This window comes from Burkholderia stagnalis (assembly GCF_039848545.1).
Lineage (GTDB): Bacteria > Pseudomonadota > Gammaproteobacteria > Burkholderiales > Burkholderiaceae > Burkholderia > Burkholderia stagnalis.
The window spans coordinates 3,420,833-3,444,014 of the sequence record NZ_CP156685.1; the positions used below are offsets into that span (position 1 = coordinate 3,420,833).

At 68.6% G+C, this 23,182-nt stretch carries 21 protein-coding genes; 10 read left to right on the forward strand and 11 right to left on the reverse strand.

Features of this window, described 5'->3' with window-relative positions; translation table 11 throughout:
* Positions 1–20 precede the first annotated feature (20 nt).
* Positions 21–656 (reverse strand): tetracycline resistance transcriptional repressor TetR, encoded by a 636-nt coding sequence (gene tetR, locus ABFO07_RS15905; protein WP_059565255.1) that lies wholly within the window; start codon positions 654–656, stop codon positions 21–23.
* 62 nt (positions 657–718) lie between these two features.
* Between tetR and tet the strand changes: the two genes are divergently transcribed.
* Positions 719–1,909: a Tet(A)/Tet(B)/Tet(C) family tetracycline efflux MFS transporter gene (gene tet / locus ABFO07_RS15910; protein ID WP_063895327.1), complete on the forward strand. Its 1,191-nt coding sequence runs from the start codon at positions 719–721 to the stop codon at positions 1,907–1,909.
* Between the two features lie 185 nt (positions 1,910–2,094).
* Here the strand turns inward: tet and purM are convergent, their stop codons facing one another.
* Entirely contained in the window at positions 2,095–3,150 is a 1,056-nt protein-coding gene (gene purM, locus ABFO07_RS15915; protein ID WP_347467886.1) for a phosphoribosylformylglycinamidine cyclo-ligase, read from the reverse strand.
* 223 nt (positions 3,151–3,373) lie between these two features.
* Here purM and hda point away from each other — a divergent pair, with 223 nt between their 5' ends.
* From hda to panB, 6 genes are read left to right on the forward strand one after another with little or no spacing between them, the layout of a single operon-like run.
* Positions 3,374–4,114 carry a DnaA regulatory inactivator Hda gene (hda, locus tag ABFO07_RS15920; protein WP_279607758.1) on the forward strand — a complete coding sequence of 247 codons (741 nt, stop codon included), beginning with the start codon at positions 3,374–3,376 and terminating at the stop codon, positions 4,112–4,114.
* An 11-nt stretch (positions 4,115–4,125) separates the two neighbouring features.
* A complete protein-coding gene (locus tag ABFO07_RS15925; RefSeq protein ID WP_059565252.1) occupies positions 4,126–4,803 on the forward strand; it encodes an HAD family hydrolase in 678 nt (225 codons plus the stop codon).
* 5 nt (positions 4,804–4,808) lie between these two features.
* A complete protein-coding gene (gene pcnB / locus ABFO07_RS15930) occupies positions 4,809–6,326 on the forward strand; it encodes a polynucleotide adenylyltransferase PcnB (RefSeq protein WP_124490359.1) in 1,518 nt (505 codons plus the stop codon).
* 35 nt (positions 6,327–6,361) lie between these two features.
* On the forward strand, positions 6,362–6,907 hold the full coding sequence (folK, locus tag ABFO07_RS15935; RefSeq protein ID WP_059565250.1) for a 2-amino-4-hydroxy-6-hydroxymethyldihydropteridine diphosphokinase: 546 nt from the start codon (positions 6,362–6,364) through the stop codon (positions 6,905–6,907).
* On the forward strand, positions 6,904–7,590 hold the full coding sequence (locus ABFO07_RS15940; RefSeq protein ID WP_059802520.1) for a deoxynucleoside kinase: 687 nt from the start codon (positions 6,904–6,906) through the stop codon (positions 7,588–7,590). Before folK ends, ABFO07_RS15940 begins: the two co-directional genes overlap by 4 nt.
* Before the next feature lie 42 nt (positions 7,591–7,632).
* On the forward strand, positions 7,633–8,448 hold the full coding sequence (gene panB / locus ABFO07_RS15945; protein WP_059565248.1) for a 3-methyl-2-oxobutanoate hydroxymethyltransferase: 816 nt from the start codon (positions 7,633–7,635) through the stop codon (positions 8,446–8,448).
* Positions 8,449–8,585: 137 nt separating this feature from the next.
* On the opposite strand, the gene pabB is transcribed toward panB, so the two are convergent.
* From pabB to grpE, 5 genes are all read right to left on the reverse strand, one after another.
* The gene (pabB, locus tag ABFO07_RS15950; RefSeq protein ID WP_124490360.1) at positions 8,586–10,454 is read right to left on the reverse strand and encodes an aminodeoxychorismate synthase component I; all 1,869 of its coding nucleotides are present in this window, start codon (positions 10,452–10,454) and stop codon (positions 8,586–8,588) included.
* Positions 10,455–10,458: 4 nt separating this feature from the next.
* Positions 10,459–11,589 (reverse strand): molecular chaperone DnaJ, encoded by a 1,131-nt coding sequence (gene dnaJ, locus ABFO07_RS15955; RefSeq protein WP_017333261.1) that lies wholly within the window; start codon positions 11,587–11,589, stop codon positions 10,459–10,461.
* A 256-nt stretch (positions 11,590–11,845) separates the two neighbouring features.
* Positions 11,846–13,795, reverse strand: coding sequence for a molecular chaperone DnaK (gene dnaK, locus ABFO07_RS15960; RefSeq protein WP_059565245.1), 1,950 nt, complete (start codon positions 13,793–13,795; stop codon positions 11,846–11,848).
* Between the two features lie 147 nt (positions 13,796–13,942).
* Positions 13,943–14,365, reverse strand: a complete 423-nt coding sequence (locus tag ABFO07_RS15965) for a thioredoxin family protein (protein WP_347467892.1) — start codon at positions 14,363–14,365, stop codon at positions 13,943–13,945.
* Positions 14,366–14,375: 10 nt separating this feature from the next.
* Complete coding sequence (gene grpE / locus ABFO07_RS15970; RefSeq protein ID WP_059565243.1) at positions 14,376–14,921, reverse strand: nucleotide exchange factor GrpE; 546 nt, start codon at positions 14,919–14,921, stop codon at positions 14,376–14,378.
* A 321-nt stretch (positions 14,922–15,242) separates the two neighbouring features.
* On the opposite strand from grpE, the gene ABFO07_RS15975 reads away from it, so the two are divergent.
* A complete protein-coding gene (locus ABFO07_RS15975; protein WP_167361362.1) occupies positions 15,243–15,404 on the forward strand; it encodes a hypothetical protein in 162 nt (53 codons plus the stop codon).
* On the opposite strand, the gene ABFO07_RS15980 is transcribed toward ABFO07_RS15975, so the two are convergent.
* The 3 genes from ABFO07_RS15980 to hrcA form a co-directional block, all read right to left on the reverse strand.
* Positions 15,376–15,783, reverse strand: a complete 408-nt coding sequence (locus ABFO07_RS15980) for an RNA-binding S4 domain-containing protein (RefSeq protein WP_059565242.1) — start codon at positions 15,781–15,783, stop codon at positions 15,376–15,378. The genes ABFO07_RS15975 and ABFO07_RS15980 overlap by 29 nt on opposite strands.
* Positions 15,784–15,867: 84 nt before the next feature.
* The gene (gene hemH, locus ABFO07_RS15985; RefSeq protein WP_059882594.1) at positions 15,868–16,932 is read right to left on the reverse strand and encodes a ferrochelatase; all 1,065 of its coding nucleotides are present in this window, start codon (positions 16,930–16,932) and stop codon (positions 15,868–15,870) included.
* 134 nt (positions 16,933–17,066) lie between these two features.
* Positions 17,067–18,089, reverse strand: a complete 1,023-nt coding sequence (gene hrcA, locus ABFO07_RS15990; RefSeq protein WP_059565240.1) for a heat-inducible transcriptional repressor HrcA — start codon at positions 18,087–18,089, stop codon at positions 17,067–17,069.
* A gap of 127 nt (positions 18,090–18,216) precedes the next feature.
* On the opposite strand from hrcA, the gene ABFO07_RS15995 reads away from it, so the two are divergent.
* Complete coding sequence (locus ABFO07_RS15995) at positions 18,217–19,122, forward strand: NAD kinase (RefSeq protein ID WP_059802525.1); 906 nt, start codon at positions 18,217–18,219, stop codon at positions 19,120–19,122.
* Positions 19,123–19,141: 19 nt separating this feature from the next.
* Positions 19,142–20,791: a DNA repair protein RecN gene (gene recN, locus ABFO07_RS16000; RefSeq protein ID WP_059565238.1), complete on the forward strand. Its 1,650-nt coding sequence runs from the start codon at positions 19,142–19,144 to the stop codon at positions 20,789–20,791.
* 81 nt (positions 20,792–20,872) lie between these two features.
* Here the strand turns inward: recN and ABFO07_RS16005 are convergent, their stop codons facing one another.
* On the reverse strand, positions 20,873–23,113 hold the full coding sequence (locus ABFO07_RS16005; RefSeq protein WP_347467897.1) for a carbohydrate-binding protein: 2,241 nt from the start codon (positions 23,111–23,113) through the stop codon (positions 20,873–20,875).
* Positions 23,114–23,182 lie beyond the last annotated feature (69 nt).

A 23,182-nucleotide genomic window follows, 5' to 3' on the forward strand; every position in this document is an offset into this window, starting at 1 on the left:
CGGCGCGCGGAGGCGCGTCGTCAGCCGGCCCGGCGCGCGGCCAGTTGCGCGCGCGCGCCGTCGACCACCAGCGCGATCGCGCGCTCGAACGCCTCGTCGCGGCTGCGCGCGCGCAGCGCGGCCCACCCTTGTGCGACGAGCGGGTACGCGGCCGGATCCGGCAGGTCCTCCGCATCCGGCGCGCCTTCCGGTTCCGCCTGCTCCTCCAGCACCCAGCCGACCACGAAGCGGCCGAGCGCGAACATCACGTCGATGGCCTGCTCGGGTGCGAAACCCGCATCGCACAACAACGCCAGCTTGGATTCGATCGCGTCGAAATCCCCCGCGCGCGGCCGCGTGCCGGCATGCAGGCGCGCGCCGTCCCGATAGGCCAGCAGCGCAGCGCGGAAATTGCGCGCATTCGCGGCGAGCCACGTGTCCCATGCGTCGCCCGGCCGCGGCAGCGAGGCCTGACGGCGTTCGGACATGATCGCGTCCGACATCGCTTCGAGCAGCTCGCCCTTGTTCCGGAAATGCCAGTAAAGCGTCGGCGATTGCACCCCAAGCCGCTCCGCGAGCCGCCGCGTCGACAGCGCGTCGATGCCGACCTCGTCGAGCAGGTCGAGCGCCGCGCGCAATACCGTGTCGCGTGTGAGCCGCGCGCCTGTGTCCTTCATATTTATCACCGATAGGGAAACCGTGGAATAATCGCCACTCTATCACCGATAGGGTCACGATCTTGAATCCCTCCCTGATTGCCATCCTGGCGACCGTCCTGCTCGACGCGATCGGCGTCGGGCTCGTGATGCCGATCCTGCCCGGGCTGCTGCGCTCGCTCGCCGGCATGGGCAGCACCGACACACATTACGGCGTGCTGCTCGCGCTGTACGCGTTCGCGCAATTCCTGTGCGCGCCGCTGCTCGGCGCGCTGAGTGACCGCTTCGGCCGCCGGCCCGTGCTGCTCGCGTCGCTCGCGGGCGCCGCGCTCGACTATCTGCTGATGGCCTATGCGCCGACGCTCGCGTGGCTTTACGCGGGGCGCTTGATCGCGGGCATCACGGGCGCGAGCGTCGCGGTCGCGACCGCGTACGTCACCGACGTCACGGCCGAACCCGACCGTGCGCGGCGTTTCGGCCAGCTCGGCGCCGTGATGGGCATCGGCTTCATTGCGGGCCCGCTGATCGGCGGGCTGCTCGGCGCGTGGCACCTGCGTGCGCCGTTCGTCGCGGCCGCGCTGCTCAACGCACTCAATCTCGCGCTCGTGTGGCGCGCGCTGCCGGAATCGCGGCCGCCGTCGGCGCGCGACGGCCGCACGGCCACCATCCTCAATCCGTTCGCGAGCCTGCGCCTGCTGCGCGGCGGCCCGGCGCTCGCCGCGCTGGTCGGCGTCTACGTGATCGTCGCGCTGGTGTCGCAGGCGCCCGCGACGCTGTGGATCCTGTACGGCCAGGAACACTTCGGCTGGTCGACGCTGATCGCGGGGTTGTCGCTCACGGGCTATGGCACGTGCCACGCGCTCGCGCAGGCGTTTGCGATCGGGCCGCTGATCGCGCGCCTCGGCGAGCGCCGCGCGCTCGCGCTGGGCCTTGCCGGCGATGCACTCGGGCTCGTGGCCATCGCGTTCGCCGCCGCGGCGTGGGTGCCGTTCGCGCTGCTGCCGCTGTTCGCGGCGGGCGGCCTCGCGTTGCCGGCGCTGCAGGCGATGCTTGCGCGCCAGGTCGACGACGCGCGGCAGGGCGAACTGCAGGGCGCGCTCGCGAGCGTCGCGAGCCTGATCGGCGTCGCGGGGCCGCTCGTCGTCACCGCCACATATGCAGCCACCCGCGACACGTGGCCAGGGCTCGTGTGGGCGGCCGCCGCGCTGCTGTACCTGCTCGTGCCGCCGCTGCTGTTCAATGCGCGGGCGGCGCGCGCAGGCGCTGCGCCCTGAGGCCGGGCGGGCACGCATCCGGCTCACCGCGAACAAGGCCTCGATGTCCGGCCACGCCGACCACCCGCCCCAGCTGACGTTTTACGGAAGCAACGGCCTGCGTTGACGAAATCGGCGCACCCAAAACAAAACGCCCGGCTTGCGCCGGGCGTTTTGCATGAACGGTGATGCAGCCTGGATGCCGCTCAGACCACGACCGTCTGCGCCTCGCCTTCGCGGCTCGCGCGCACGGTGCCGATCTTCCACACCTGCTCGCCGGCTGCCGTCAGCTGGCTGACCGCCGCGTCGGCATCGGCCGCCGACACGATCACGACCATGCCGATCCCGCAGTTGAACACGCGGTGCATTTCCGCGTCGGCGACGCCGCCGTGCTCCTGCAGCCACTGGAACAGCGGCGGCAGCGGCCAGGCCTTCTGGTCCAGCTCGGCGGTGAGGCCTTCGCGCAGCACGCGCGGAATGTTCTCGACGAGGCCGCCGCCGGTGATGTGCGCCATGCCCTTCACGGCGATCTTTTCCATCAGCGCGAGCAGCGGCTTCACGTAGATGCGGGTCGGCGCCATCAGCGTGTCGGCCAGCGAGCGGCCGTGGAAATCGGCCGACAGGTCCGGATTCGCGCGCTCGATGATCTTGCGCACGAGCGAGAAGCCGTTCGAGTGGATGCCGCTCGAGGCAAGGCCCAGCACCACGTCGCCCGCGGCGATCGTGCTGCCGTCGATGATCTTGCTCTTTTCGACCGCGCCGACCGCGAAGCCCGCGAGGTCGTACTCGCCGTCCGGGTACATGCCCGGCATTTCCGCGGTTTCGCCGCCGATCAGCGCGCAGCCCGACAGTTCGCAGCCCTGCGCGATGCCCTTGACGACGGTCGCGGCCGTGTCGACGTCGAGCTTGCCGCACGCGAAGTAGTCGAGGAAGAACAGCGGCTCGGCGCCCTGCACGAGGATGTCGTTCACGCTCATCGCGACGAGATCCTGGCCGACCGTGTCGTGTTTGTTCAGATGAAACGCGAGCTTGAGCTTGGTGCCGACGCCGTCGGTGCCCGACACGAGCACCGGCTCGCGATACTTCTTCGGCACTTCGAACAGCGCGCCGAACCCGCCGATGCCGCCGAGCACGCCGTCGCGCAGGGTTTTCTTCGCAAAGGGCTTGATCTTGTCGATGAGGGCATCGCCCGCGTCGATGTCGACGCCCGCGTCACGATAGGACAGACCTTGGGCGTCAGGAGCGGATTTCGGAGGATTCATGGGGGAATGCGAGAAGGTCGGTAAAATGCGATTTTACCCGAACCCGGCCGCGTGGCCGGAATTCCCCGCATCGAATCGTCAGGGATCGCATCTTGGCCAACACGTCCCCGTTTTCATCGCTGAGCGAGCCGCGCCGGAACCCGCGCGCCGCCGTGCGTGCGGCCGCGCGTGCAGCCATCGACCCCGCGCGCCCCGGCGCACGTTTTTCCAACCGACCCGCATTGTGACTGTGTCCCGTCAACTGACGCTCGATCTCGGCACGCCGCCGCCCGCCACGTTCGACAACTTCATCATGAGTGAGGAGAACGACGAGCTCGTCACGCGGCTGCAGAAGCTCGACCTCGCGCTGGCGGCGGGCCCCGTGCCGGACCGGTCGTTCTACATCTGGGGCGAGCCGGGCAGCGGCCGCAGCCACCTGCTGCAGGCGCTCGTGAGCGACGCGTCGTACGGCTACGCGCGCTATCTCACGCCGCAAAGCCCGCTCGGCGCGTTCACGTTCGACCCGCGCATCGGCATCTACGCGATCGACGACTGCGACCGGATGAGCGACACGCAGCAGGTCGCGCTGTTCAACCTGTTCAACGAGGTCCGCGCGCATCCGTCGAGCGCGTTCGTCGCGGCAGGGCCCGCGGCGCCGCTCGCGCTCGACGTCCGCGAGGATCTGCGCACGCGCCTCGGCTGGGGGCTCGTGTTCCACCTGTCGCCGCCGTCCGACGCCGGCAAGATCGCCGTGCTCAAGCTCGCGGCGAAGGAGCGCGGGATCGCGCTCACCGACGACATCGCGGCCTACCTGCTGACTCATTTCCGCCGCGACATGCCCAGCCTGATGGCGCTGCTCGACGCGCTCGACCGCTTCTCGCTCGAGCAGAAACGCGCCGTCACGCTGCCGCTGCTGCGCCGGATGCTGGCCCGCCCCGGCGACGACATCGTGCCGCCGGGCACGGGCCCGAACCGCTTCGAGTAAAATGCGCTTCCATGACTAATCTGGCACTCTTTGACCTCGATCACACGCTGATCCCGACCGATAGCGACCACGAATGGGGCCGCTTCATGGTGAAGCTCGGCATCGTCGACGCGGAAAGCTTCTCGCGTCAGAACGACCAGTTCTTCGCCGACTACAAGGCCGGCAAGCTCGACATCCACGCGTACCTCACGGCGATGCTCACGCCGCTCGCGAAGTATTCGCGCGCGCAGCTCGCCGAGTGGCACGAGCAGTACATGCACGAGGTGATCCGGCCCGCGATGACGCCCGCCGCGCTCGAACTCGTGCGCCAGCACCTCGATGCCGGCGACCTGTGCTGCGTCGTCACCGCGACCAACGAATTCATCACGCGGCCGATCGCGACCGCGTTCGGCGTCGACACGCTGATCGCGTGCGAAGTCGAGACGACCGACGGCCACCCCGATTCGCCGTACACGGGCCGGCCGACCGGCACGCCGAGCTATCGCGAAGGCAAGATCATCCGCACCGAAGCGTGGCTCGCGTCGCTCGGCAAGCACTGGGACGATTTCGAACACAGCTATTTCTACAGCGATTCGCACAACGACATCCCGTTGCTCGAGAAAGTCACCGACCCGATCGCGACCAACCCCGACGACACGCTGCGCGCGCATGCAAGCAACCGCGGCTGGCGCATCCTCGATCTCTTCTGAACGTCGTGATCAAAAAATTCATCCGCAAGCTGCTCGGCCAGGACGACGCCGCCCAAACGCCGGCCGATACCGCGCCCGCCGATACCCAGGCCGCCCCGCGCGCCGCGAAGGGCGCCCGCCCCGCTGCGAAGAAGCCGCGCAACCATGAGCCGACCGTCGTGCCCGCGAACGTGCACGGCATCGATCCCGCGCTGATCTCGAAGAACGCCGTGCGCGTGACCGACACGCTGCAGCAGGCGGGCTTTCGCGCGTTCATCGTCGGCGGCGCGGTGCGCGACCTGCTGCTCGGCATCGCGCCGAAGGACTTCGACGTCGCGACCGACGCGACCCCCACCGAGGTGCAGCGCCTGTTCCGCCGCGCGCGCCTGATCGGCCGCCGCTTCCAGATCGTCCACGTGCAGTTCGGCCAGGAGCTGATCGAGGTGTCGACGTTCCGCGCGCTCGTCGATCCGCCGCCCGCCGCGACCGAGCCGCCGAAGCGCCTGAAGCGCGACGAGCTCGACCGCCGCACGCATGCGGTGGACGCGAGCGGCCGCGTGCTGCGCGACAACGTGTGGGGCGAGCAGCACGAGGACGCCGCGCGCCGCGACTTCACGATCAACGCGATGTACTACGACCCGTCGACGCAGACGGTGCTCGACTACCACGACGGGATGGCCGACATGCGCGCCCGCCTGCTGCGGATGATCGGCGATCCGGCCACGCGCTACCGCGAGGATCCGGTGCGGATGCTGCGCGTCGTGCGCTTCGCGGCGAAGCTCGGCTTCGACATCGAGACGCACACGCGCGAGCCGATCAACGCGCTCGCCGACCTGATCAACAACGTGCCCGCCGCGCGCCTGTTCGACGAGATGCTGAAGCTGCTGCTGTCCGGCCATGCGCTCGCGTGCCTGAAGCAGCTGCGCAAGGAAGGCCTGCACCACGGGCTGCTGCCGCTGCTCGACGTCGTGCTCGAACAGCCGCAGGGCGAGAAGTTCATCACGCTCGCGCTGAACAACACCGACGCGCGCGTGCGCGCCGGCAAGCCGGTGTCGCCGGGCTTCCTGTTCGCGACGCTGCTGTGGCACGACATGCGCCAGCGCTTCGAGCAATACTCGGCCGAAGGCGAGTTCCCGGTGCCCGCGCTGCATCGCGCGATGGACGACGTGCTCGACATGCAGACCGAAAAGCTCGCGATCCACAAGCGCTACTCGGCCGACATGCGCGAGATCTGGGGCCTGCAGCTGCGCCTCGAGAAGCGCTCCGGCCGCAGCGCGCTGCGCCTGCTGGAACACCAAAGATTTAGAGCGGGGTATGATTTCCTCCTGTTACGCTGCGAATCCGGCGAGCTGGAGCAGGACGTCGGGCAGTGGTGGACGGATTTCATCGAAGGCGACGCGGCCGCGCGCGAGGCCTTGCTCACGCAGGGCGGCTCGAAGGAAAAATCGCCCCGCAAGCGGCGCCGCCGCGGCGGCGCGAGGAATCGCAAGCCGGACGACGGCGCCGCGCAGGCGCCCGAAGTGTCGGGCGGTTCCGAAGACTGACGCGCGCGCCGGCGAACGACGTAGGAAGTGATGCCATGACGGTTGCATATCTCGGACTGGGGGCGAATCTCGGCGATGCGCGCCAGACTTTGAAGGACGCGGTGGTGTGTCTTGCCCAGCAGCACACCATCTCGATCCTCGGCAAGTCGAGCCTGTATCGCACGGCCCCGGTCGACGCCGGGGGCGACGACTACTACAACTGCGTCGTCAAGATCGACACCACGCTCGCCGCGCGCGAGCTGCTCGCCCTCTGCCAGAAAATCGAACATCACTTCGGGCGCGAACGCCCGTACCGCAACGCTCCCCGCACGCTCGACATCGACATCCTGCTGTTCGGCGCCGATTCGATCGACGAACCCGACCTGATCGTGCCGCACCCGCGCCTGACCGACCGCGCGTTCGCGCTGGTGCCGCTCGTCGAGATCGACCCGGCGCTCGACATCCCGGCGCGCGGCCGCGCGCAGGCGTTCCTCGCCGCGGTCGCGGGCCAGCGCATCGAGAAGGTCCAGACCTGCCAGTGCCTGATGCAGAAGGCGCTCGCCGCCGCCGGCGACGGCGCCGACAAAACCCGCTGCCGATGAACCCTACCCCGCTGACCGTCACCGCGCCGGACCTGCGCGCGCCGCATCGCTATCTCGTGATCGAAGGCCCGATCGGCGTCGGCAAGACGACGCTCGCCCGCCTGCTCGGCGAGCGCTGGTCGATGCAGCCGCTGCTCGAACGCCCGCAGGACAACCCGTTTCTCGAGCGCTTCTATCGCGACACGGCGCGCTATGCGCTGCCGGCCCAGCTGTCGTTCGCGCTGCAGCGCGCGCAGCAGGCGCGCGAACTGGTTGCGGCGCTGGAAACAGGCCGCCCGGTGGTCGCCGATTTCATGCCGCAGAAGAACGAGATCTTCGCGCGGCTGAACCTGCCCGACGACGAATGGCAGCTCTACCGCGCGCTCGCCGCGCACGTCGATGCCCAGCAGGCGCCCGCGCCCGAGCTCGTCGTGTACCTGCAGGCGAGCCCCGAGGTGCTGTTCGCGCGGATCCAGAAGCGCGGCCTGCCGATGGAGCTGCAGATCAGCGATGCGTACCTGCGCTCGCTCGTCGACGCGTACAACGAATTCTTCTATCACTACGACCGCACACCGGTGCTGACGGTCGCGGCGGAGCACCTGAACCCGCTGGACTCTCCCGAGGATCTTGCCTTGCTGATCGAGCGCATCGAGACGATGCGCGGCCGCAAGGAGTTCTTCGTCAAGGGCGAGACGACGCGCTGACGCGTCGCTCGCCGCTTTTCTACCCATCGAACCGGAATTCCCATGACCTATCTCCAGGATTCGAGCCGGCCTGCCGTGACGGTGCCGAAGCTGCAGGCAATGCGCGACGCCGGCGAGAAGATCGCGATGCTGACCTGCTACGACGCGAGCTTCGCCGCGTTGCTCGACCGCGCGGGCGCCGACGTCCTCCTGATCGGCGATTCGCTCGGCAACGTGCTGCAAGGCCACACCACCACCCTGCCCGTCACGCTCGACGATATCGCGTATCACACGGCCTGCGTCGCACGCGCGCAGCCGCGCGCGCTGATCATGGCGGATTTGCCGTTCGGCACGTACGGCACGCCGGCCGACGCGTTCGCCAGCTCCGTCAAGCTGATGCGCGCGGGCGCGCAGATGGTCAAGCTCGAAGGCGGCGAATGGCTCGCCGACACCGTGCGGTTCCTGGTCGAGCGCGCGGTGCCCGTGTGCGCGCACATCGGCCTCACGCCGCAGTCGGTGCACGCGTTCGGCGGCTTCAAGGTGCAGGGCAAGACCGAGGCCGGCGCCGCGCAGCTGCTGCGCGACGCGCGCGCGCTCGAGGCCGCCGGCGCGCAGATCGTGTTGCTCGAGGCCGTCCCGATGCTCGTCGCCTCCGAAGTCACGCAGATGCTGCGCGTGCCGACGATCGGCATCGGCGCGGGCGCGGACTGCACGGGCCAGGTGCTGGTGCTGCACGACATGCTCGGCATCTTCCCCGGCAAGCGGCCGCGCTTCGTGAAGGATTTCATGCAAGGCCAGCCGAGCATCCATGCGGCCATCGATGCGTACGTGCGCGCGGTGAAGGACGGCTCGTTCCCCGGCCCGGAACATACGTTCTGACGCGGCGCCGCCGGCGCGCAGACATGAAAAAACGCGGCGCCCTTTGCGGGGCGCCGCGTTTTTTTGCGGCCTCGTTTCGCCGTGATGCGCATGAGTCCGGCACCGGCCGATCGGCAGCGCGTGCCGATCGGCTCAGGTCACTTCAGTACCGCGTCGACTGCGCCGCGCAGTGCGTTGGTCAGCAGCAGCGCCTGCGCGCGCGCCAGGTCGTCGCGCGTGACGACACGCTCCGTCGCGCCGAACGACGGATCGTCGAGCAGCACGCCGCGCATCACGCCCGGCAGCACGCCGCACGACAGCGGCGGCGTCACCCATTGGCCGTCGAGCTTCACGAACAGGTTCGAGCGCCCGCCCTCCGTCACTTCGCCGCGCTCGTTGACGAACAGCATGTCGAAACAGCCGAGCGCCTCGGCGGCCTGCCATGCGCGATCGTAGTCGGCACGACGGGTCGTCTTGTGCTGCAGCAGCGCATCGTCGGCGTGCGTCGGCGCAAAGCCATGATCGGCCGCGAGCAGCACGCCCGCCGGCCCGTCCGGCAGCGGCTTGAGCGGCGCCGCCACGATCTCGAGCGCGCCGTCCTTCGCCAGCGCCAGCTTCATCCGGTACGGGCCGTCGCCGTCGAGCGCCGCGCAGCGCGCGTCGATCGCGCCGCGCAGCGCATCCGCGTCGAAGCGGAAGCCGAACGCGTCCGCGCTGCGCTGCAGCCGCGCGACGTGGCGGTCGAGATGGCGGATGCCCTCCGCGCGCGTCGCGCAGGTGGTTTCGAACAGCTGGAAGCCGGGATCGGCATCGGTCAGGAATCGCGCCTTCAATTCGCACTCCGCATATTCGTCGGCCGCGACGCTGTCGAGCACGATGCCGGCGCCGACGCCCATCGTGCCCATCCGCCGGCCCGATGCCGCGGCCGCATCGAGCGTCAGCGTGCGGATCGCGACCGACAGGCAGAAATCGCCGCAGCGCGGCGCGCCGTCCGGGTTCCCGTCGGAGCTTGCCTGCGGCGCATCGAGCCAGCCGATCGTGCCCGTATAGAGGCCGCGCGGCGTCGATTCGATCGCGTCGATCAGCTGCATCGTCTTGTGTTTCGGCGCACCGGTGATCGACCCGCACGGAAACAGCGCGCGCAGCAGGTCGGCAAACGTCGTGCCGTCGCGCCATCCCGCGTCCACCGTCGACGTCATCTGCCACACCGACGCATACGGCTCGACCGAGAACAGCGCCGGCACCCTGACGGTTCCCGTGCGGGCGATTCGCGACAGGTCGTTGCGCAGCAGGTCGACGATCATCACGTTTTCGGCGCGGTTCTTCGGATCGCTCGCGAGGAACGCGGCCGCTTCGGCATCGCGCCGCGGGTCGTCCGAGCGCGGCGCGGTGCCCTTCATCGGCCGCGCGCGCAGCACGTCGCCATGCTTCTCGACGAACAGCTCGGGCGAGCACGATACGACCCACGCGCCGCCCGGCAGCGCGATCAGCGCGCCGTAGCGCACCGGCTGGCGCGCGCGCAGGCGCCGGTACAGCGCGAGCGGCGTGCCGAACGCGTCGAAATGCAGCCGGAAGGTGTAGTTGACCTGATACGAGTCGCCCGCGCGCAGCGCGTCGTGCACGGCGGCGATCGCCGCGTCGAACGCATCGCGCGTCACGCTCTTCGTCACGTGCGCGACGCCCGCGATCGACGGCGACGCCGTGCCGCCGTCGCGTTGCGCGAGCCACGCGTCGACTTCGTCGCGCGACAGGCGCTCGCAGCGCGCAAACAGCAAAAAGCGCAGCGGGGCTTCGCCCGGCTGCGCCCATTGCAGGTTGCGACCGAATTCGTAATCGCCGACGACGACCGCATGCAGCCCGTCGCGCAAATCCTGCGCGAGCGCCGCATCGACGTCGTCGAGCCGCGCGGGATCGGCGCACACCCGCTCGCGCACGAATCCCGTATACAAGCGACTCGACCGCGCGGATGCGGTCGAGTCGCAATCATCCAAGAGCGCGAACGCCGCGCTCTCGCTGCCATCAGTCATGCCGTTACTCGAAGAAGCTCTTCACCCGGTCGAACCAGCTCTTGCTCTGCGGGCTGTGACGCGCACCGCCTTCGGCCAGCGACTTCTCGAACTGCTTCAGCAGATCGCGCTGCTGGTCGGTCAGCTTCACCGGCGTCTCGACCTGCACGTGCACGTACAGATCGCCCGCGATGCTCGCACGCAGCCCCTTGATGCCCTTGCCGCGCAGGCGGAACGTCTTGCCCGACTGCGTGCCTTCCGGCACCGGGAACGTCGCGCGGCCGGCCAGCGTCGGCACCTCGATCTCGCCGCCGAGCGCGGCGGTCGTGAACGGAATCGGCATCTGGCAATGCAGGTCGTCGCCGTCACGCTCGAACACCGCGTGCGGCTTGATGTGGATCTCGACGTACAGGTCGCCCGGCGGCCCGCCGTTGATCCCCGGCTCGCCGTTGCCGGCCGAGCGGATCCGCATGCCGTCGTCGATGCCCGCCGGGATCTTCACTTCGAGCGTCTTGGTTTCCTTCACCTTGCCCGAACCGTGGCAGTGCGCGCACGGCTCCGGAATGTAGGTGCCGCTGCCGTGACACTTCGGGCAGGTTTGCTGGATGCTGAAGAAGCCCTGCGACATGCGCACCGTGCCCTGGCCATGGCAGGTCGGGCAGGTTTCGGGCTTGGTGCCCGGCTTCGCGCCCGAGCCGTGACAGATCTCGCACGACACCCAGCTCGGCACGCGGATCTGCGTGTCGTAGCCGTGCGCGGCCTGCTCGAGCGTGATTTCCATGCTGTAGCGCAGGTCCGCGCCGCGATACACCTGCGGGCCGGCCCGGCCGCCACGGCCGCCCGCGGCCTGGCCAAAGATGTCGCCGAAGATGTCGCCGAACGCATCCGCGAAGCCGCCGAAGCCCTGTGCACCCGCACCGCCCATGTTCGGATCGACGCCCGCATGGCCGTACTGGTCGTACGCGGCCCGCTTCTGGCTGTCCGACAGCATTTCGTAGGCTTCCTTCGCCTCCTTGAAATGCTCTTCCGCATCCTTGTTGTCCGGATTGCGGTCAGGGTGATACTTCATCGCAAGCTTGCGATATGCCTTCTTGATTTCGTCGTCGCTCGCATTCTTCGCGACGCCCAGAACCTCGTAGTAATCCCGTTTCGCCATATCGTTTCACTGCCGTCCGCGCCTCATGCACGCGGCGGCTCCTTTCGCTCGCAGTAAAGTCTCGCGACTCGTCTGGCGTTGCGGCACCCGTCCGGTGACGGCACACGCAGCGCCCGCCAAAAAACAAATGTGCCCGGAGGGCCGCGAAGCCCGCCAGGCGTAGAGTCGATCCGGCCATCCGCAAGGAAAGACAGACCGCTTGTCAGCCGCGCCGCGCGCGATCTCGCGCGCGGCGGTGGTGCTGTCGCAACCCGGCTCAGTCCTTCTTCACTTCCTTGAACTCGGCGTCGACGACGTCGTCCGCAGCCTGCTGCGCACCGCCCGCGTGGGCCGCGCCTTCCGCTGCGCCCGCCGCGCCGGCCGCACCTGCCTGGGCCTGCATGTCGGCGTACATCTTCTCGCCCAGCTTCTGCGACGCCGTCGCCACCGCTTCGACCTTCGCATCGATCGCGGCCTTGTCGCTCGACGTGTTCTTCAACACTTCCTCGAGCTCCTTCAGCGCGGCTTCGATCTTCTCCTTCTCGCCCGCGTCCAGCTTGTCGCCGTACTCGGTCAGCGCCTTCTTGGTGCTGTGGACCAGCGCGTCGCCCTGGTTGCGCGAATCGGCCAGCTCGCGCAGCTTGTGGTCTTCCGCCGCGTTCGCTTCCGCGTCCTTGATCATCTGGTCGATCTCGGCCTCGGACAGGCCCGAGTTCGCCTTGATCGTGATCTTGTTTTCCTTGCCGGTCGCCTTGTCCTTCGCGCCGACGTGCAGGATGCCGTTCGCGTCGATGTCGAAGGTCACTTCGATCTGCGGCACGCCGCGCGGTGCGGGCGGGATCCCTTCCAGGTTGAACTCGCCGAGCAGCTTGTTGCCCGCTGCCATTTCGCGCTCGCCCTGGAACACCTTGATCGTCACGGCGCCCTGGTTGTCGTCCGCCGTCGAATACACCTGCGCGTGCTTCGTCGGGATCGTCGTGTTCTTGTTGATCATCTTCGTCATCACGCCGCCGAGCGTCTCGATGCCGAGCGACAGCGGGGTCACGTCGAGCAGCAGCACGTCCTTGCGGTCGCCCGACAGCACCTGGCCCTGGATCGCCGCGCCGACTGCGACGGCTTCGTCCGGGTTCACGTCACGGCGCGGATCCTTGCCGAAGAACTCCTTCACCTTCTCCAGCACCTTCGGCATGCGGGTCTGGCCGCCGACCAGGATCACGTCGTCGATGTCCGACACCTTGACGCCCGCGTCCTTGATCGCGATGCGGCACGGCTCGATCGTGCGCTCGACCAGATCCTCGACCAGCGCTTCCAGCTTCGCGCGGGTGATCTTCAGGTTCAAGTGCTTCGGGCCCGATGCGTCCGCCGTGATGTACGGCAGGTTGATTTCGGTCTGCTGGCTCGACGACAGCTCGATCTTCGCCTTTTCAGCGGCTTCCTTCAGGCGCTGCAGCGCGAGCACGTCCTTCGACAGGTCGACGCCCTGCTCCTTCTTGAACTCGCCGATGATGTAGTCGATGATGCGCTGGTCGAAGTCCTCGCCGCCGAGGAACGTGTCGCCGTTGGTCGACAGCACTTCGAACTGCATTTCGCCGTCGACGTCCGCGATCTCGATGATCGACACGTCGAACGTGCCGCCGCCGAGGTCATACACGGCGATCTTGCGGTCGCCCTTCTCGGCCTTGTCGAGGCCGAACGCGAGCGCGGCCGCGGTCGGCTCGTTGATGATCCGCTTGACTTCGAGGCCCGCGATGCGGCCGGCGTCCTTGGTCGCCTGGCGCTGGCTGTCGTTGAAGTACGCCGGCACCGTGATCACGGCTTCCGTGACCGGCTCGCCGAGGTAGTCTTCGGCCGTCTTCTTCATCTTGCGCAGCACTTCGGCCGACACTTGCGGCGGCGCCAGCTTCTCGCCGTGGGCTTCGACCCACGCGTCGCCGTTGTCCGCCTTGATGATCGCGTACGGCATCAGGCCGATGTCCTTCTGCACTTCCTTCTCTTCGAAGCGGCGGCCGATCAGGCGCTTCACCGCGAACAGCGTGTTCTTCGGGTTCGTCACCGACTGACGCTTGGCCGGCGCGCCGACGAGCACTTCGTTGTCGTCCATGTACGCGATGATCGACGGCGTCGTGCGGGCGCCTTCCGAGTTCTCGATGACCTTGACCTGGTTGCCTTCCATGATCGCGACGCACGAGTTCGTGGTGCCGAGGTCAATACCGATGATCTTTCCCATGTTTTCCTAATCTCCAGAAATCCTTGATTGCTGCGCGAAACCCCGCTTTTTTGGGCGGTATCGCGCGCCGAATTCAACTCTGTTCCCGAAATGCGTCCGTCGGCACCGTTTTCAAGACCCGACCGTCGATGCGGCTATTAAATTTTTTCAATCGCCACGCGCCGCGGGATCGCCCGCCACGGGATCGCCCGCCGCGGCGATCTTCGCGCGCGCGGCCGATACAGCCGCCTGGAACTGCGCAAGGCCATGCCAGCCGGTCGCGCGGCCGAGCCGCCGGCCGCGGTGAAAGAAGAACCACGTCGGCACGCCATGCAGCGCGAAGCGGCGCCCCAGCTCGCGGTGTTCGTACACGTTGCTATGGAACCATTTCAGGCCCAGCGCGCGGATTGCATCGGGCTGCGCGAGCATCGCCTTCTTCGCGATCTCGCAATTGAAGCAGTCGACGCCCCAGAAGAACACCACGGCCAGCGCGTCGCCCGCGCCGGCAAGGCCGGCGTCGAACGTATCGGCGGACAGCGCCTGCATCCCGAACGCGTCGAACGCGGCCGGATCGACGCCGACGGCAGCCATGACGACAGCCTTACTTCGGCTGCGCGACCGTGACGAGCGCCGGACGCAGCACGCGGTCGGCGATCATGTAGCCCTTTTGCAGCACCGTGACGACGGTGTTCGGATCCTGCTCGGCCGGCACCATCGAAATCGCCTGGTGCTGGTGCGGATCGAACTTCTCGCCGACCGGGTTGATCGCGACGACGCGGCCCTTTTCGAGCGCGCTCGTCAGCTGGCGCAGCGTCAGCTCGACGCCTTCGCGTACCTTCGCGAGATCGCCGGACGTGTCGCCGACCGCGGCCTCGAGGCTGTCCAGCACCGGCAGCAGGTGCTCGGCAAAGCTTTCGATCGCGAACTTGTGCGCCTTTGCGACGTCGTCCTGGGCGCGGCGGCGCACGTTCTCGGTCTCGGCCTTCGCGCGCAGGAAGCTCTCCTGCAGCTCGGCGACCTTGGCCTGAGCCTCGGCAAGCGCCGCGTCGGCGGCAACGGCTGCCGGCGCGGCGCCTTGCGCGCCCTGCGTCTCGCTGCCGGTGTCTTCGGCCGATTGGGGTGCCGGGTTCTCTTGCGTGTTTTCCATGTCGCTGAAAGTCGATTAGAGGTTGAAGCCAAATCGGCAACCGTCAGACGAAATTCCGACGGCACCGCACATTGCTGGTGCAGATAGAGGTGAAAACTGCGATTTCAAGAGGGTTATTCGAACGCATTCGAAAGCACCGCGAAACAACCGCCCGATCGCGCGAAACGGCCTGTAACAACGCTTACCGGACAAGTACTAGCCCGCCCCCTGACGCTGACCTACACTGCAACTCAGGCATCGGGGACGCTCGTTAACCCTAGCTGACCATTGCCTGACATCCACCTGGCGCCATTTTCACCCGTCTTCTCGAGGGGGAGTACCGTGAAACTGACCTTTGCCATCTCGGTGGTCGCGCTGGTACTCGTCGCTGGCACCACCACCATCTGCCTGTCCGGGGCGGTCAACGACCGCACGACCGAATACGGAAGCGCGCGCGCGACGTTCGACCAGATATTCAGTCCCCACCAGAAAATCTGTCGATGATGCGGCGATCGCGCTTGGTCGGCCGGCCGTGCAGCTGGGCCGCCGGCTCGCGGAACATGCGGCGCCGCTCCTGTTCGGCGAGCCGTTCGGCCCGCCCGGCTTCGGACTCCGCATAAAGCGTCTGCGCGACGCTCGCCGGCCCGCGCACGTCGCATACGCCCAGCACGGCAATGTGCCAGACGATGCCGTCGATCGCAATCTCGACCTGGTCGCCCACGCGCACTTCCTTGGCCGGCTTGACCGGCGCCCCGCCGATCCGCACCCGGCCCTTGTCGACCGCATCGGCCGCGAGTGAACGGGTCTTGAAGAATCGCGCGGCCCACAACCATTTGTCGATGCGAAGTTTCGCGCCCGGTTCCGTGGAAATCCGGTAGTTCATGTCAGCCTCCGCCGGGCCGCCCCAAGGAGGCTGACCACCCCCTCGGGGGGCAGCGAACGAAGTGAGCGTGGGGATCGTGTCATTTCAGTTCACCGTTTCCAGCTGCCCTGCCTTGACCGGCCAGCCCTGCAGATTCTCCGCGACGATCTCGCCGAGCGCGCCGATCCACGCATGCGCGCCGTTCAGGCACGGAATGCGATGGAACGCCTTGCCGCCGCCGGCGATGAATTCGTCGCGCACTTCCATGCCGATTTCCTCGATCGTCTCGAGGCAGTCGGCGGTGAAACCGGGGCAGAACACGTCCGCGCGCCGCACGCCGGCCTCGCCGAGCTCGCGCAGCGTCGGCGCCGTGTACGGCTGCAGCCATTCGGCCTTGCCGAAGCGCGACTGGAACGTGACGCGGCACTCGAGCGTCGACAGGCCGAGCGCCGCCATCAGCAGCGCGGCCGTCTGCTGGCACTGGTCGTGATAGGGATCGCCGAGATCGAGCGTGCGTTTCGGCACGCCGTGGAAGCTCAGCACCAGCTTGTCGCCGGCCGCGAAATCGGGCCGGCCGTGCTGCGCCCAGTACTGCCGCACCTGCTCGGCGAGCGCGTGGATGTACGCCGGATGATCGGCGTAATGGCGCACGGTGCGCACTTCCGGCTGGTTGCGCATGCGCGCGAGCGCGCCGAACGCGGCGTCGAACGCCGTCGCCGTGGTCGACGCGGAATATTGCGGATACATCGGCATCAGCAGCACGCGCTCGGCACCGGCCCGCTTGAGCTGCGCGAGCACCTGCGCGATGCCCGGGCTGCCGTAGCGCATCGCGTAGTCGACCATCACGTGGTAGCCGTTCGACGCGAGCAGGTGGCGCACGCCGTCGACCTGGCGCTCGGTATGGACGCGCAGCGGCGAGCCCTCCGGCATCCAGACGGCCGCGTATTTCTTCGCGGACGCGCGGCCGCGCAGCGGCAGGATGACCGTGCGCAGCAGGATCTGCCAGAGCGCCTGCGGGATTTCGACCACGCGGGGATCGGACAGGAATTCGGCGAGATAGCGGCGAACGGCGCGCGGCGTCGGCGCATCGGGCGTGCCGAGATTGATCAGCAGCACCGCGATGCGATGGGCGGCCGCGACGCTCGATGGCGGCTCAAGATCGAAGCGCATGAATAACGACGTGCTCGAGGCACGAAACCGGACGGCCTTCAATTATAGCGGGCCGTCCCTCGCGGGGTGACTGGCCGTTCGGCCGATTGCGGCGCGGCGCGCGCCGCGGCACGATAACGGGACCGGATCGGCGGCTATTGCTGGCTGAGCGCGAGCGACAGCAGGCGCGCGGTGATGTCGACGATCGGGATCACGCGGTTGTACGCCATGCGGGTCGGGCCGATCACGCCGAGCGTGCCGACGATCTTGCCGTTCACCTCGTAGGGTGCGGTGACCACGCTCATTTCCTCGATCGGCACGAGCGTCGATTCGCCGCCGATGAAGATCTGCACGCCCTGGGCGTGGCTCGACACGTCGAGCAATTGCAGGAGGCCCGTCTTGTGGTCGAAAACGTCGAACAGCTTGCGCAACCGCGCCATGTCGGACGACAGGTCCGCCACTTCGAGCAGGTTGCGCTCGCCGGAAATGAGTACGGTGTCCTCGGTGTCCGGCACCTCGGTGCTCGCGGTCACGGCCGCGTGCATCAGCGCGGTCATGTCGCCGCGCAGCTGGTCGATCTCGTCGCGCAGGCGGCGCCGCACGTCGTCGAACGACAGCCCGGCGAAGTGCGCGTTGATGTAGTTGGACGCCTCGGTCAGCTGCGACGGCGAATAGTCGCGCGGGGTCGCGAGCATGCGGTTCTGCACGTCGCCCTCGGGCGTGACGATGATGAGCAGGATGCGCTTGTCGGACAGGCGCATGAACTCGATCTGCTTGAACACGTGGCTGCGGCGCGGCGTCAGCACGACGCCCGCGAACTGCGACAGGTTCGACAGTACGCTCGCCGCGGCCGCGACCACCTTCTGCTGCGGCTCGCCGGCCTGCAGCGTGGTCTGCACCTGGCGGGCGACCGCGTCGGCGTCGATCGGCGCCTCGACCGTCAGCATCGTGTCGACGAACAGGCGATAGCCGCGCGGGGTCGGCACGCGGCCGGCCGACGTGTGCGGGCTCGACACGAGGCCGAGCTCCTCCAGGTCGGACATCACGTTGCGGATCGTCGCCGGGCTCAGCTCCAGCCCGGAGTAACGAGACAACGTGCGCGATCCGACCGGCTGACCGTCGGCGATATACCGTTCGATCAGGGTTTTCAGGAGGGTTCGTGCGCGAGGATCTAGCATGGTGGAAAATTTTAGCGCAACCGCGCGGCTGCGGCGAGTGGCCGCAACCGGCACCCGGGCAGCCCCGCCGCGGCGCCCGGGGGCGCGGACGGTTCTTTTCGTCAACGAGCTATGGTGTAATGCCGGCATGAAAACCGGTAATCAGTTCAATACTGTCGCGCTCGTCGGCCGGAGCAACACGCCCGGCATCGCCGAGCCGCTCGCCACGCTGGCCGCCTGCATCGCGAAGCGGGGTTTCGAGGTGGTCTTCGAAGCCGACACCGCGCGCGAGATCGGCATCGCCGGCTACCCGGCGCTCACCCCCGCCGAAATCGGGGCGCGCGCCGACGTGGCGATCGTGCTGGGCGGCGACGGCACGATGCTCGGCATCGGCCGGCAGCTTGCGCCTTACAAGACGCCGCTGATCGGGATCAACCACGGGCGGCTCGGCTTCATCACCGACATCGCGGCGGCCGACATGCAGGCGCTCGTCCCCGTGATGCTGGCGGGCAAGTTCGAGCGCGAGGAGCGCTCGCTGCTCGAGGCCCGGATCATGCGCAACGGCGAACCGATCTACCACGCGCTCGCGTTCAACGACGTCGTCGTGAACCGCAGCGGCTTTTCCGGGATGGTCGAACTGCGCGCGTCGGTGGACGGCCGGTTCATGTACAACCAGCGTTCGGACGGCCTGATCGTCGCGACGCCGACCGGCTCGACCGCGTACGCGCTGTCGTCGGCCGGGCCGATCCTGCATCCGCAGCTCCAGGGCATCGTGCTCGTGCCGATCGCGCCGCATGCGCTGTCGAACCGGCCGATCGTGCTGCCGGACGACACCAAGATCGCGATCCAGATCGTCGCCGGGCGCGACGTCAACGTGAACTTCGACATGCAGTCGTTCACGTCGCTCGAACTGAACGACACGATCGAGGTGCGCCGCTCGAAGCACACGGTGCCGTTCCTGCACCCGATCGGCTACAGCTACTACGCGACGCTGCGCAAGAAGCTGCACTGGAACGAACATCCTTCGAACGAAGACGACGACACGGCGTCCTGACGCCCCACCGCCCGACACCATGCTCCGTCACCTCTCGATCCGCGACTTCGTCATCGTGGCCGCGCTCGACCTTGAATTCGACAGCGGCTTTACCGTTTTCTCCGGCGAAACCGGCGCCGGCAAATCGATCCTGATCGACGCGCTCGCGCTGGCGCTCGGCGAGCGCGCCGACGCGAGCGTCGTGCGCACCGGCTGCAGCCGCGCCGACATCACCGCCGAATTCACGCCGCACGACCGCGTCGCGCGCTGGCTCGACGAGCACGCGTTCGACACGGAGGACACCGTGATGCTGCGCCGCGTGATCGATACGAACGGCCGCTCGCGCGCGTTCGTCAACGGCACCAGCGCCACGCTCGCGCAGCTGCGCGAGCTCGGCGAGATGCTCGTCGACATCCACGGCCAGCATGCGCACCAGCTGCTGATGCGGCCGGACGCGCAGCGCGAGCTGTTCGACACCCACGCGGGGCTCGTCGCCGACGCCGCCAACGTCGCGCGCGCATGGCGCGTGTGGCGCGACGCGACCCAGGCGATCGAGACGGCGCAGGCGCACGAGCGCGAGCTGCAGCTCGAACGCGAGAAGCTCGCGTGGCAGCTCGCCGAGCTCGACAAGCTCGCGCCGCAGCCCGGCGAATGGGAAGAAGTCAATGCCGAGCACAAGCGCCTGACGCATTCGGCGAACCTGATCGACGGCGTGCAGGGCGCGCTCAACGCGCTATCCGAGGCCGACGACGCGATGCTCGCGCAGCTCGGCGCGATCGTCTCGAAGCTGCGCAGCCTCGCCGACTACGATCCGGCGCTCGGCGATGCGCTCGCGTCGCTCGAGCCGGCCGAAATCCAGCTGCAGGAAGCCGTCTATTCGCTGTCGCACTACGCGCAGCGTCTCGACCTCGATCCGGACCGGCTCGCGCAGGTCGAAACGCGCGTCGACGCGCTGCACTCGACCGCCCGCAAGTTCCGCCTGCCGCCCGACACGCTGCACGAGGAGCACGCGGCGCGGCGCGCGCAGCTGGCCGCGCTCGACGCGGCGGCCGATCTGGGCGCGCTGCACGCGGCGCAGGCCAAGGCGTGGGACGCCTATCTCGCCGATGCGAAGCGCCTGTCGAAGGCGCGCACACAGGCGGCCAAGGCGCTCGGCGCGGCCGTGACCGCCGGCATGCAGGAACTGTCGATGGCGGGCGGCAGCTTCGAGGTGGCGCTCGTGCCGCTCGCCGACGGCGGCCCGCATGGGCTCGAACAGGTCGAATTCCGCGTGGCCGGCCATCCGGGCGTGCCGCTGCGGCCGCTCGCGAAAGTCGCGTCGGGCGGCGAACTCGCGCGGATCAGCCTCGCGCTCGCGGTGATCGCGAGCGCCGCGAGCCCGACGCCGACACTGATCTTCGACGAAGTCGACACCGGAATCGGCGGCGGCGTCGCCGAAGTGGTCGGCCGGCTGCTGCACCAGCTCGGACGCGACCGGCAGGTCCTGTGCGTGACACACCTGCCGCAGGTCGCGGCGCGCGGCGACCAGCACTTCCAGGTCGCGAAGGGCGCGGACGCCCGAGGCGGCACCGTGTCGACGGTCGTCCCGCTCGACCGGGCGAGCCGCGTCGAGGAAGTCGCGCGGATGCTCGGCGGGCTCGAGATCACCGCGACGACGCGCAAGCACGCGAAGGAAATGCTGGCGGCGTGACCGGTCGAGCCAAGCGGCGCCGGGAATGGCGCGCGCATGCCCGCCCGCCTGCGCCCGAATCTCGCCGCCGCCGCGCGGCAATCAGCCCTTGCATTGTGCGTGCATGTTCGCGACGCCTTTCTCGCGCCACGCCGCCCACTCGCCGCCCGTGCCCGGCACATCGCCAAGCACCCACCAGCCGTTGACCCAGATCTTGCCGCCGTGGCTGACCTCATGGCACGGCGTCGCATAGGTCTTCTTCGGATCCCACGCGGCCACGCCCTCGCCGGCCGACGCGCGCACGGTCACATCGTGGGTCGCCTCGGCCTTGCGGCCCTGCGCATCGGTCACCATCAGCCGGAACGCATAACGGCGCGCGTCGGCCGCCTTCGGCGCGGTGAACGTCGCAATCGCGCCGTTCTGGACGAGCGGCACGCCGGCCGGCCCGGTCCACGCATGCTTCAGCCCCTTGCCGCTCGACGAGGCGCCGGACAACGTGACGGTCGCGCCGCCGTCGACCGTCGACGGCCCGCTGATCGCCGCACGCGGCGGCGGGACGATTTCCTGCGCCTTCACCTGGACGACATGCGTCGCCTGCGCCGTGTAGCCCTTGTCGTTGGTGACGGTCAGATCGAACGCGTAATCGCGATCCTGTTCGAGCGCGGGCGCGGTAAAGCGCAGTTCCGCACCGTCCGGCTTCGCCTCGATGCCGGCCGGCGCCGTCCACGCGTAACCGAGCCGCTCGCCGACCGACGACGCGCCCGACAGCACGACCGCCGCGCCGGCATTCGCCTGCTGCGGGCCGGTGATAGCCGCCTGCGGCAGCAGCAGGCCATCGTTCCTCACCTCGACCACGGCGCCGTCCGGCCCGACCGACTTCACGGTGACGATCTTGCCTGACAACGTGTCGTGCAGCGCATGGCCGGGCATCAGCGGCGCGTCCTTCATCCCCGTCGCGCTACCCGGCGACGCATCGATCAGCGTGTTGGTCAGCACATTGCCGCCGTGCGCGACAGTCCGCACGATCACGCCGTTGACGAACGGATCGTTCGACTTCCAGTCGTCGAAGCCGCGCTGCGGCTGGCGGAACTCGAGCCACAGCGTCGAACCGTCGGTGCGCGCGATGCGATACGCCTTCGCGCCGGGCGCATCGCCCCACAGCGGCGCGAGCCGGTAGGTGCCGTCCCCCTTGATCTCCGGCACGTCGGCTTCGCCGAGCCAGCCGGCGAACAACTGATAGCTCGCCGGATACAGGCGTCGGCCGCCGCCGCCCATCGTGTCGGACGGATCGTCGACCTTGCCGGCGCGGCATGCGCCGCCGACCTCGACCGTGCCGCCCGGCGTCGGGCAGTCGACGAGCGAGCCGGGATGCCTCGCGCCCAGGTTGTGGCCGAATTCGTGCGACCACATCCAGTAGCCGTGGCCGCTCGCGTTCGACAGGATCCAGTTGCCGGGATTGGCGGCGAGCCCGCCCCAATTGCAGCTGCTCATTTTCGGCAGGTCGACGAACAGGTAATCGAACTTGTCCGGATTCACGCCGCGGGCGAACGCCGCATTGCGCGCGGCCGCACGGAGCGCGCCCGAGTCGCAGGCCGCGGGCCGCTCGCCGAGGTTGACGCTGTCGAGCGTCTGTCCGTGCAGCGTCAGCTTGCCGCGCGACGCCACCTCGAGATAGCGCCGCAGCGACGCGTAGTCGTGGCCGTCGCCGAACACGGCCTTGTGCACGACCTCGCTGTCGGCCGGTTTCGAATCGTTGAAGTGCGTCACCATCAGCAGCGCGGACTTGTTGCCGAGCAGCGGACGCTGCGGCGGCGCGATCGACGCGGACGTCTTCCACACCGACGCCGGCTGGCCGCGTACGTTCTGCGTCGCGACGCCGGCACCGCCGTCGCGCGGCGCCAGCACCTCGTTGCCCCGGCCGGTGTTGGCCCGGTACCGGTTGCCGAACGTTACGCGGCCGTCGACGCCAATGTCCGGCCGCCAGTCGCGCATCGTCTGGTCGCCTTCGCTGCAAACGCCCACCGCTACGCGCCCCATCCCGGTGTTCCCGGCGGACGCGTGCAGGCACATCTTCGTGCCGCGCGCGGTGCTCGCGCCGGCGTTGACGATACGCTGGAAGCCGTCGCGCGGCTCGAAGGTCCAGTCCTGTGCGGCGCTGCCGTCGCATGACGCGAACTCGGCCGCGTTGTCGGCCGGCTGCCAGGCCAGACACTGGCCGTCGCCGCGCGACAGGTTCTTGAGCGAAGTGGACGCCGGCTCGGCGGCGCCGGCGGAAGCGGAGAACAGTCCGGCGGCAGCCGCGGACAGCGCCGTCAAGGCGAGGGAGTGGCGGATAGTTTTCAAGATGGGTCGAGATCGCTTGCGGCGCACGCGGCACCTGTTGAACGGGAAGCCGGATTCTTCCGATCCGCG

Excerpts from the sequence above, each read along its gene's own strand:
- tetR (WP_059565255.1), bottom strand. The coding sequence starts at position 656 with ATGAAGGACACAGGCGCGCGGCTCACACGCGACACGGTATTGCGCGCG.
- purM (WP_347467886.1), bottom strand. The coding sequence starts at position 3,150 with ATGAATCCTCCGAAATCCGCTCCTGACGCCCAAGGTCTGTCCTATCGT.
- ABFO07_RS15925 (WP_059565252.1), top strand. The coding sequence starts at position 4,126 with ATGACTAATCTGGCACTCTTTGACCTCGATCACACGCTGATCCCGACC.
- folK (WP_059565250.1), top strand. The coding sequence starts at position 6,362 with ATGACGGTTGCATATCTCGGACTGGGGGCGAATCTCGGCGATGCGCGC.
- ABFO07_RS15940 (WP_059802520.1), top strand. The coding sequence starts at position 6,904 with ATGAACCCTACCCCGCTGACCGTCACCGCGCCGGACCTGCGCGCGCCG.
- panB (WP_059565248.1), top strand. The coding sequence starts at position 7,633 with ATGACCTATCTCCAGGATTCGAGCCGGCCTGCCGTGACGGTGCCGAAG.
- pabB (WP_124490360.1), bottom strand. The coding sequence starts at position 10,454 with ATGACTGATGGCAGCGAGAGCGCGGCGTTCGCGCTCTTGGATGATTGC.
- dnaJ (WP_017333261.1), bottom strand. The coding sequence starts at position 11,589 with ATGGCGAAACGGGATTACTACGAGGTTCTGGGCGTCGCGAAGAATGCG.
- dnaK (WP_059565245.1), bottom strand. The coding sequence starts at position 13,795 with ATGGGAAAGATCATCGGTATTGACCTCGGCACCACGAACTCGTGCGTC.
- ABFO07_RS15965 (WP_347467892.1), bottom strand. The coding sequence starts at position 14,365 with ATGGCTGCCGTCGGCGTCGATCCGGCCGCGTTCGACGCGTTCGGGATG.
- grpE (WP_059565243.1), bottom strand. The coding sequence starts at position 14,921 with ATGGAAAACACGCAAGAGAACCCGGCACCCCAATCGGCCGAAGACACC.
- ABFO07_RS15980 (WP_059565242.1), bottom strand. The coding sequence starts at position 15,783 with ATGAACTACCGGATTTCCACGGAACCGGGCGCGAAACTTCGCATCGAC.
- hemH (WP_059882594.1), bottom strand. The coding sequence starts at position 16,932 with ATGCGCTTCGATCTTGAGCCGCCATCGAGCGTCGCGGCCGCCCATCGC.
- hrcA (WP_059565240.1), bottom strand. The coding sequence starts at position 18,089 with ATGCTAGATCCTCGCGCACGAACCCTCCTGAAAACCCTGATCGAACGG.
- ABFO07_RS15995 (WP_059802525.1), top strand. The coding sequence starts at position 18,217 with ATGAAAACCGGTAATCAGTTCAATACTGTCGCGCTCGTCGGCCGGAGC.
- recN (WP_059565238.1), top strand. The coding sequence starts at position 19,142 with ATGCTCCGTCACCTCTCGATCCGCGACTTCGTCATCGTGGCCGCGCTC.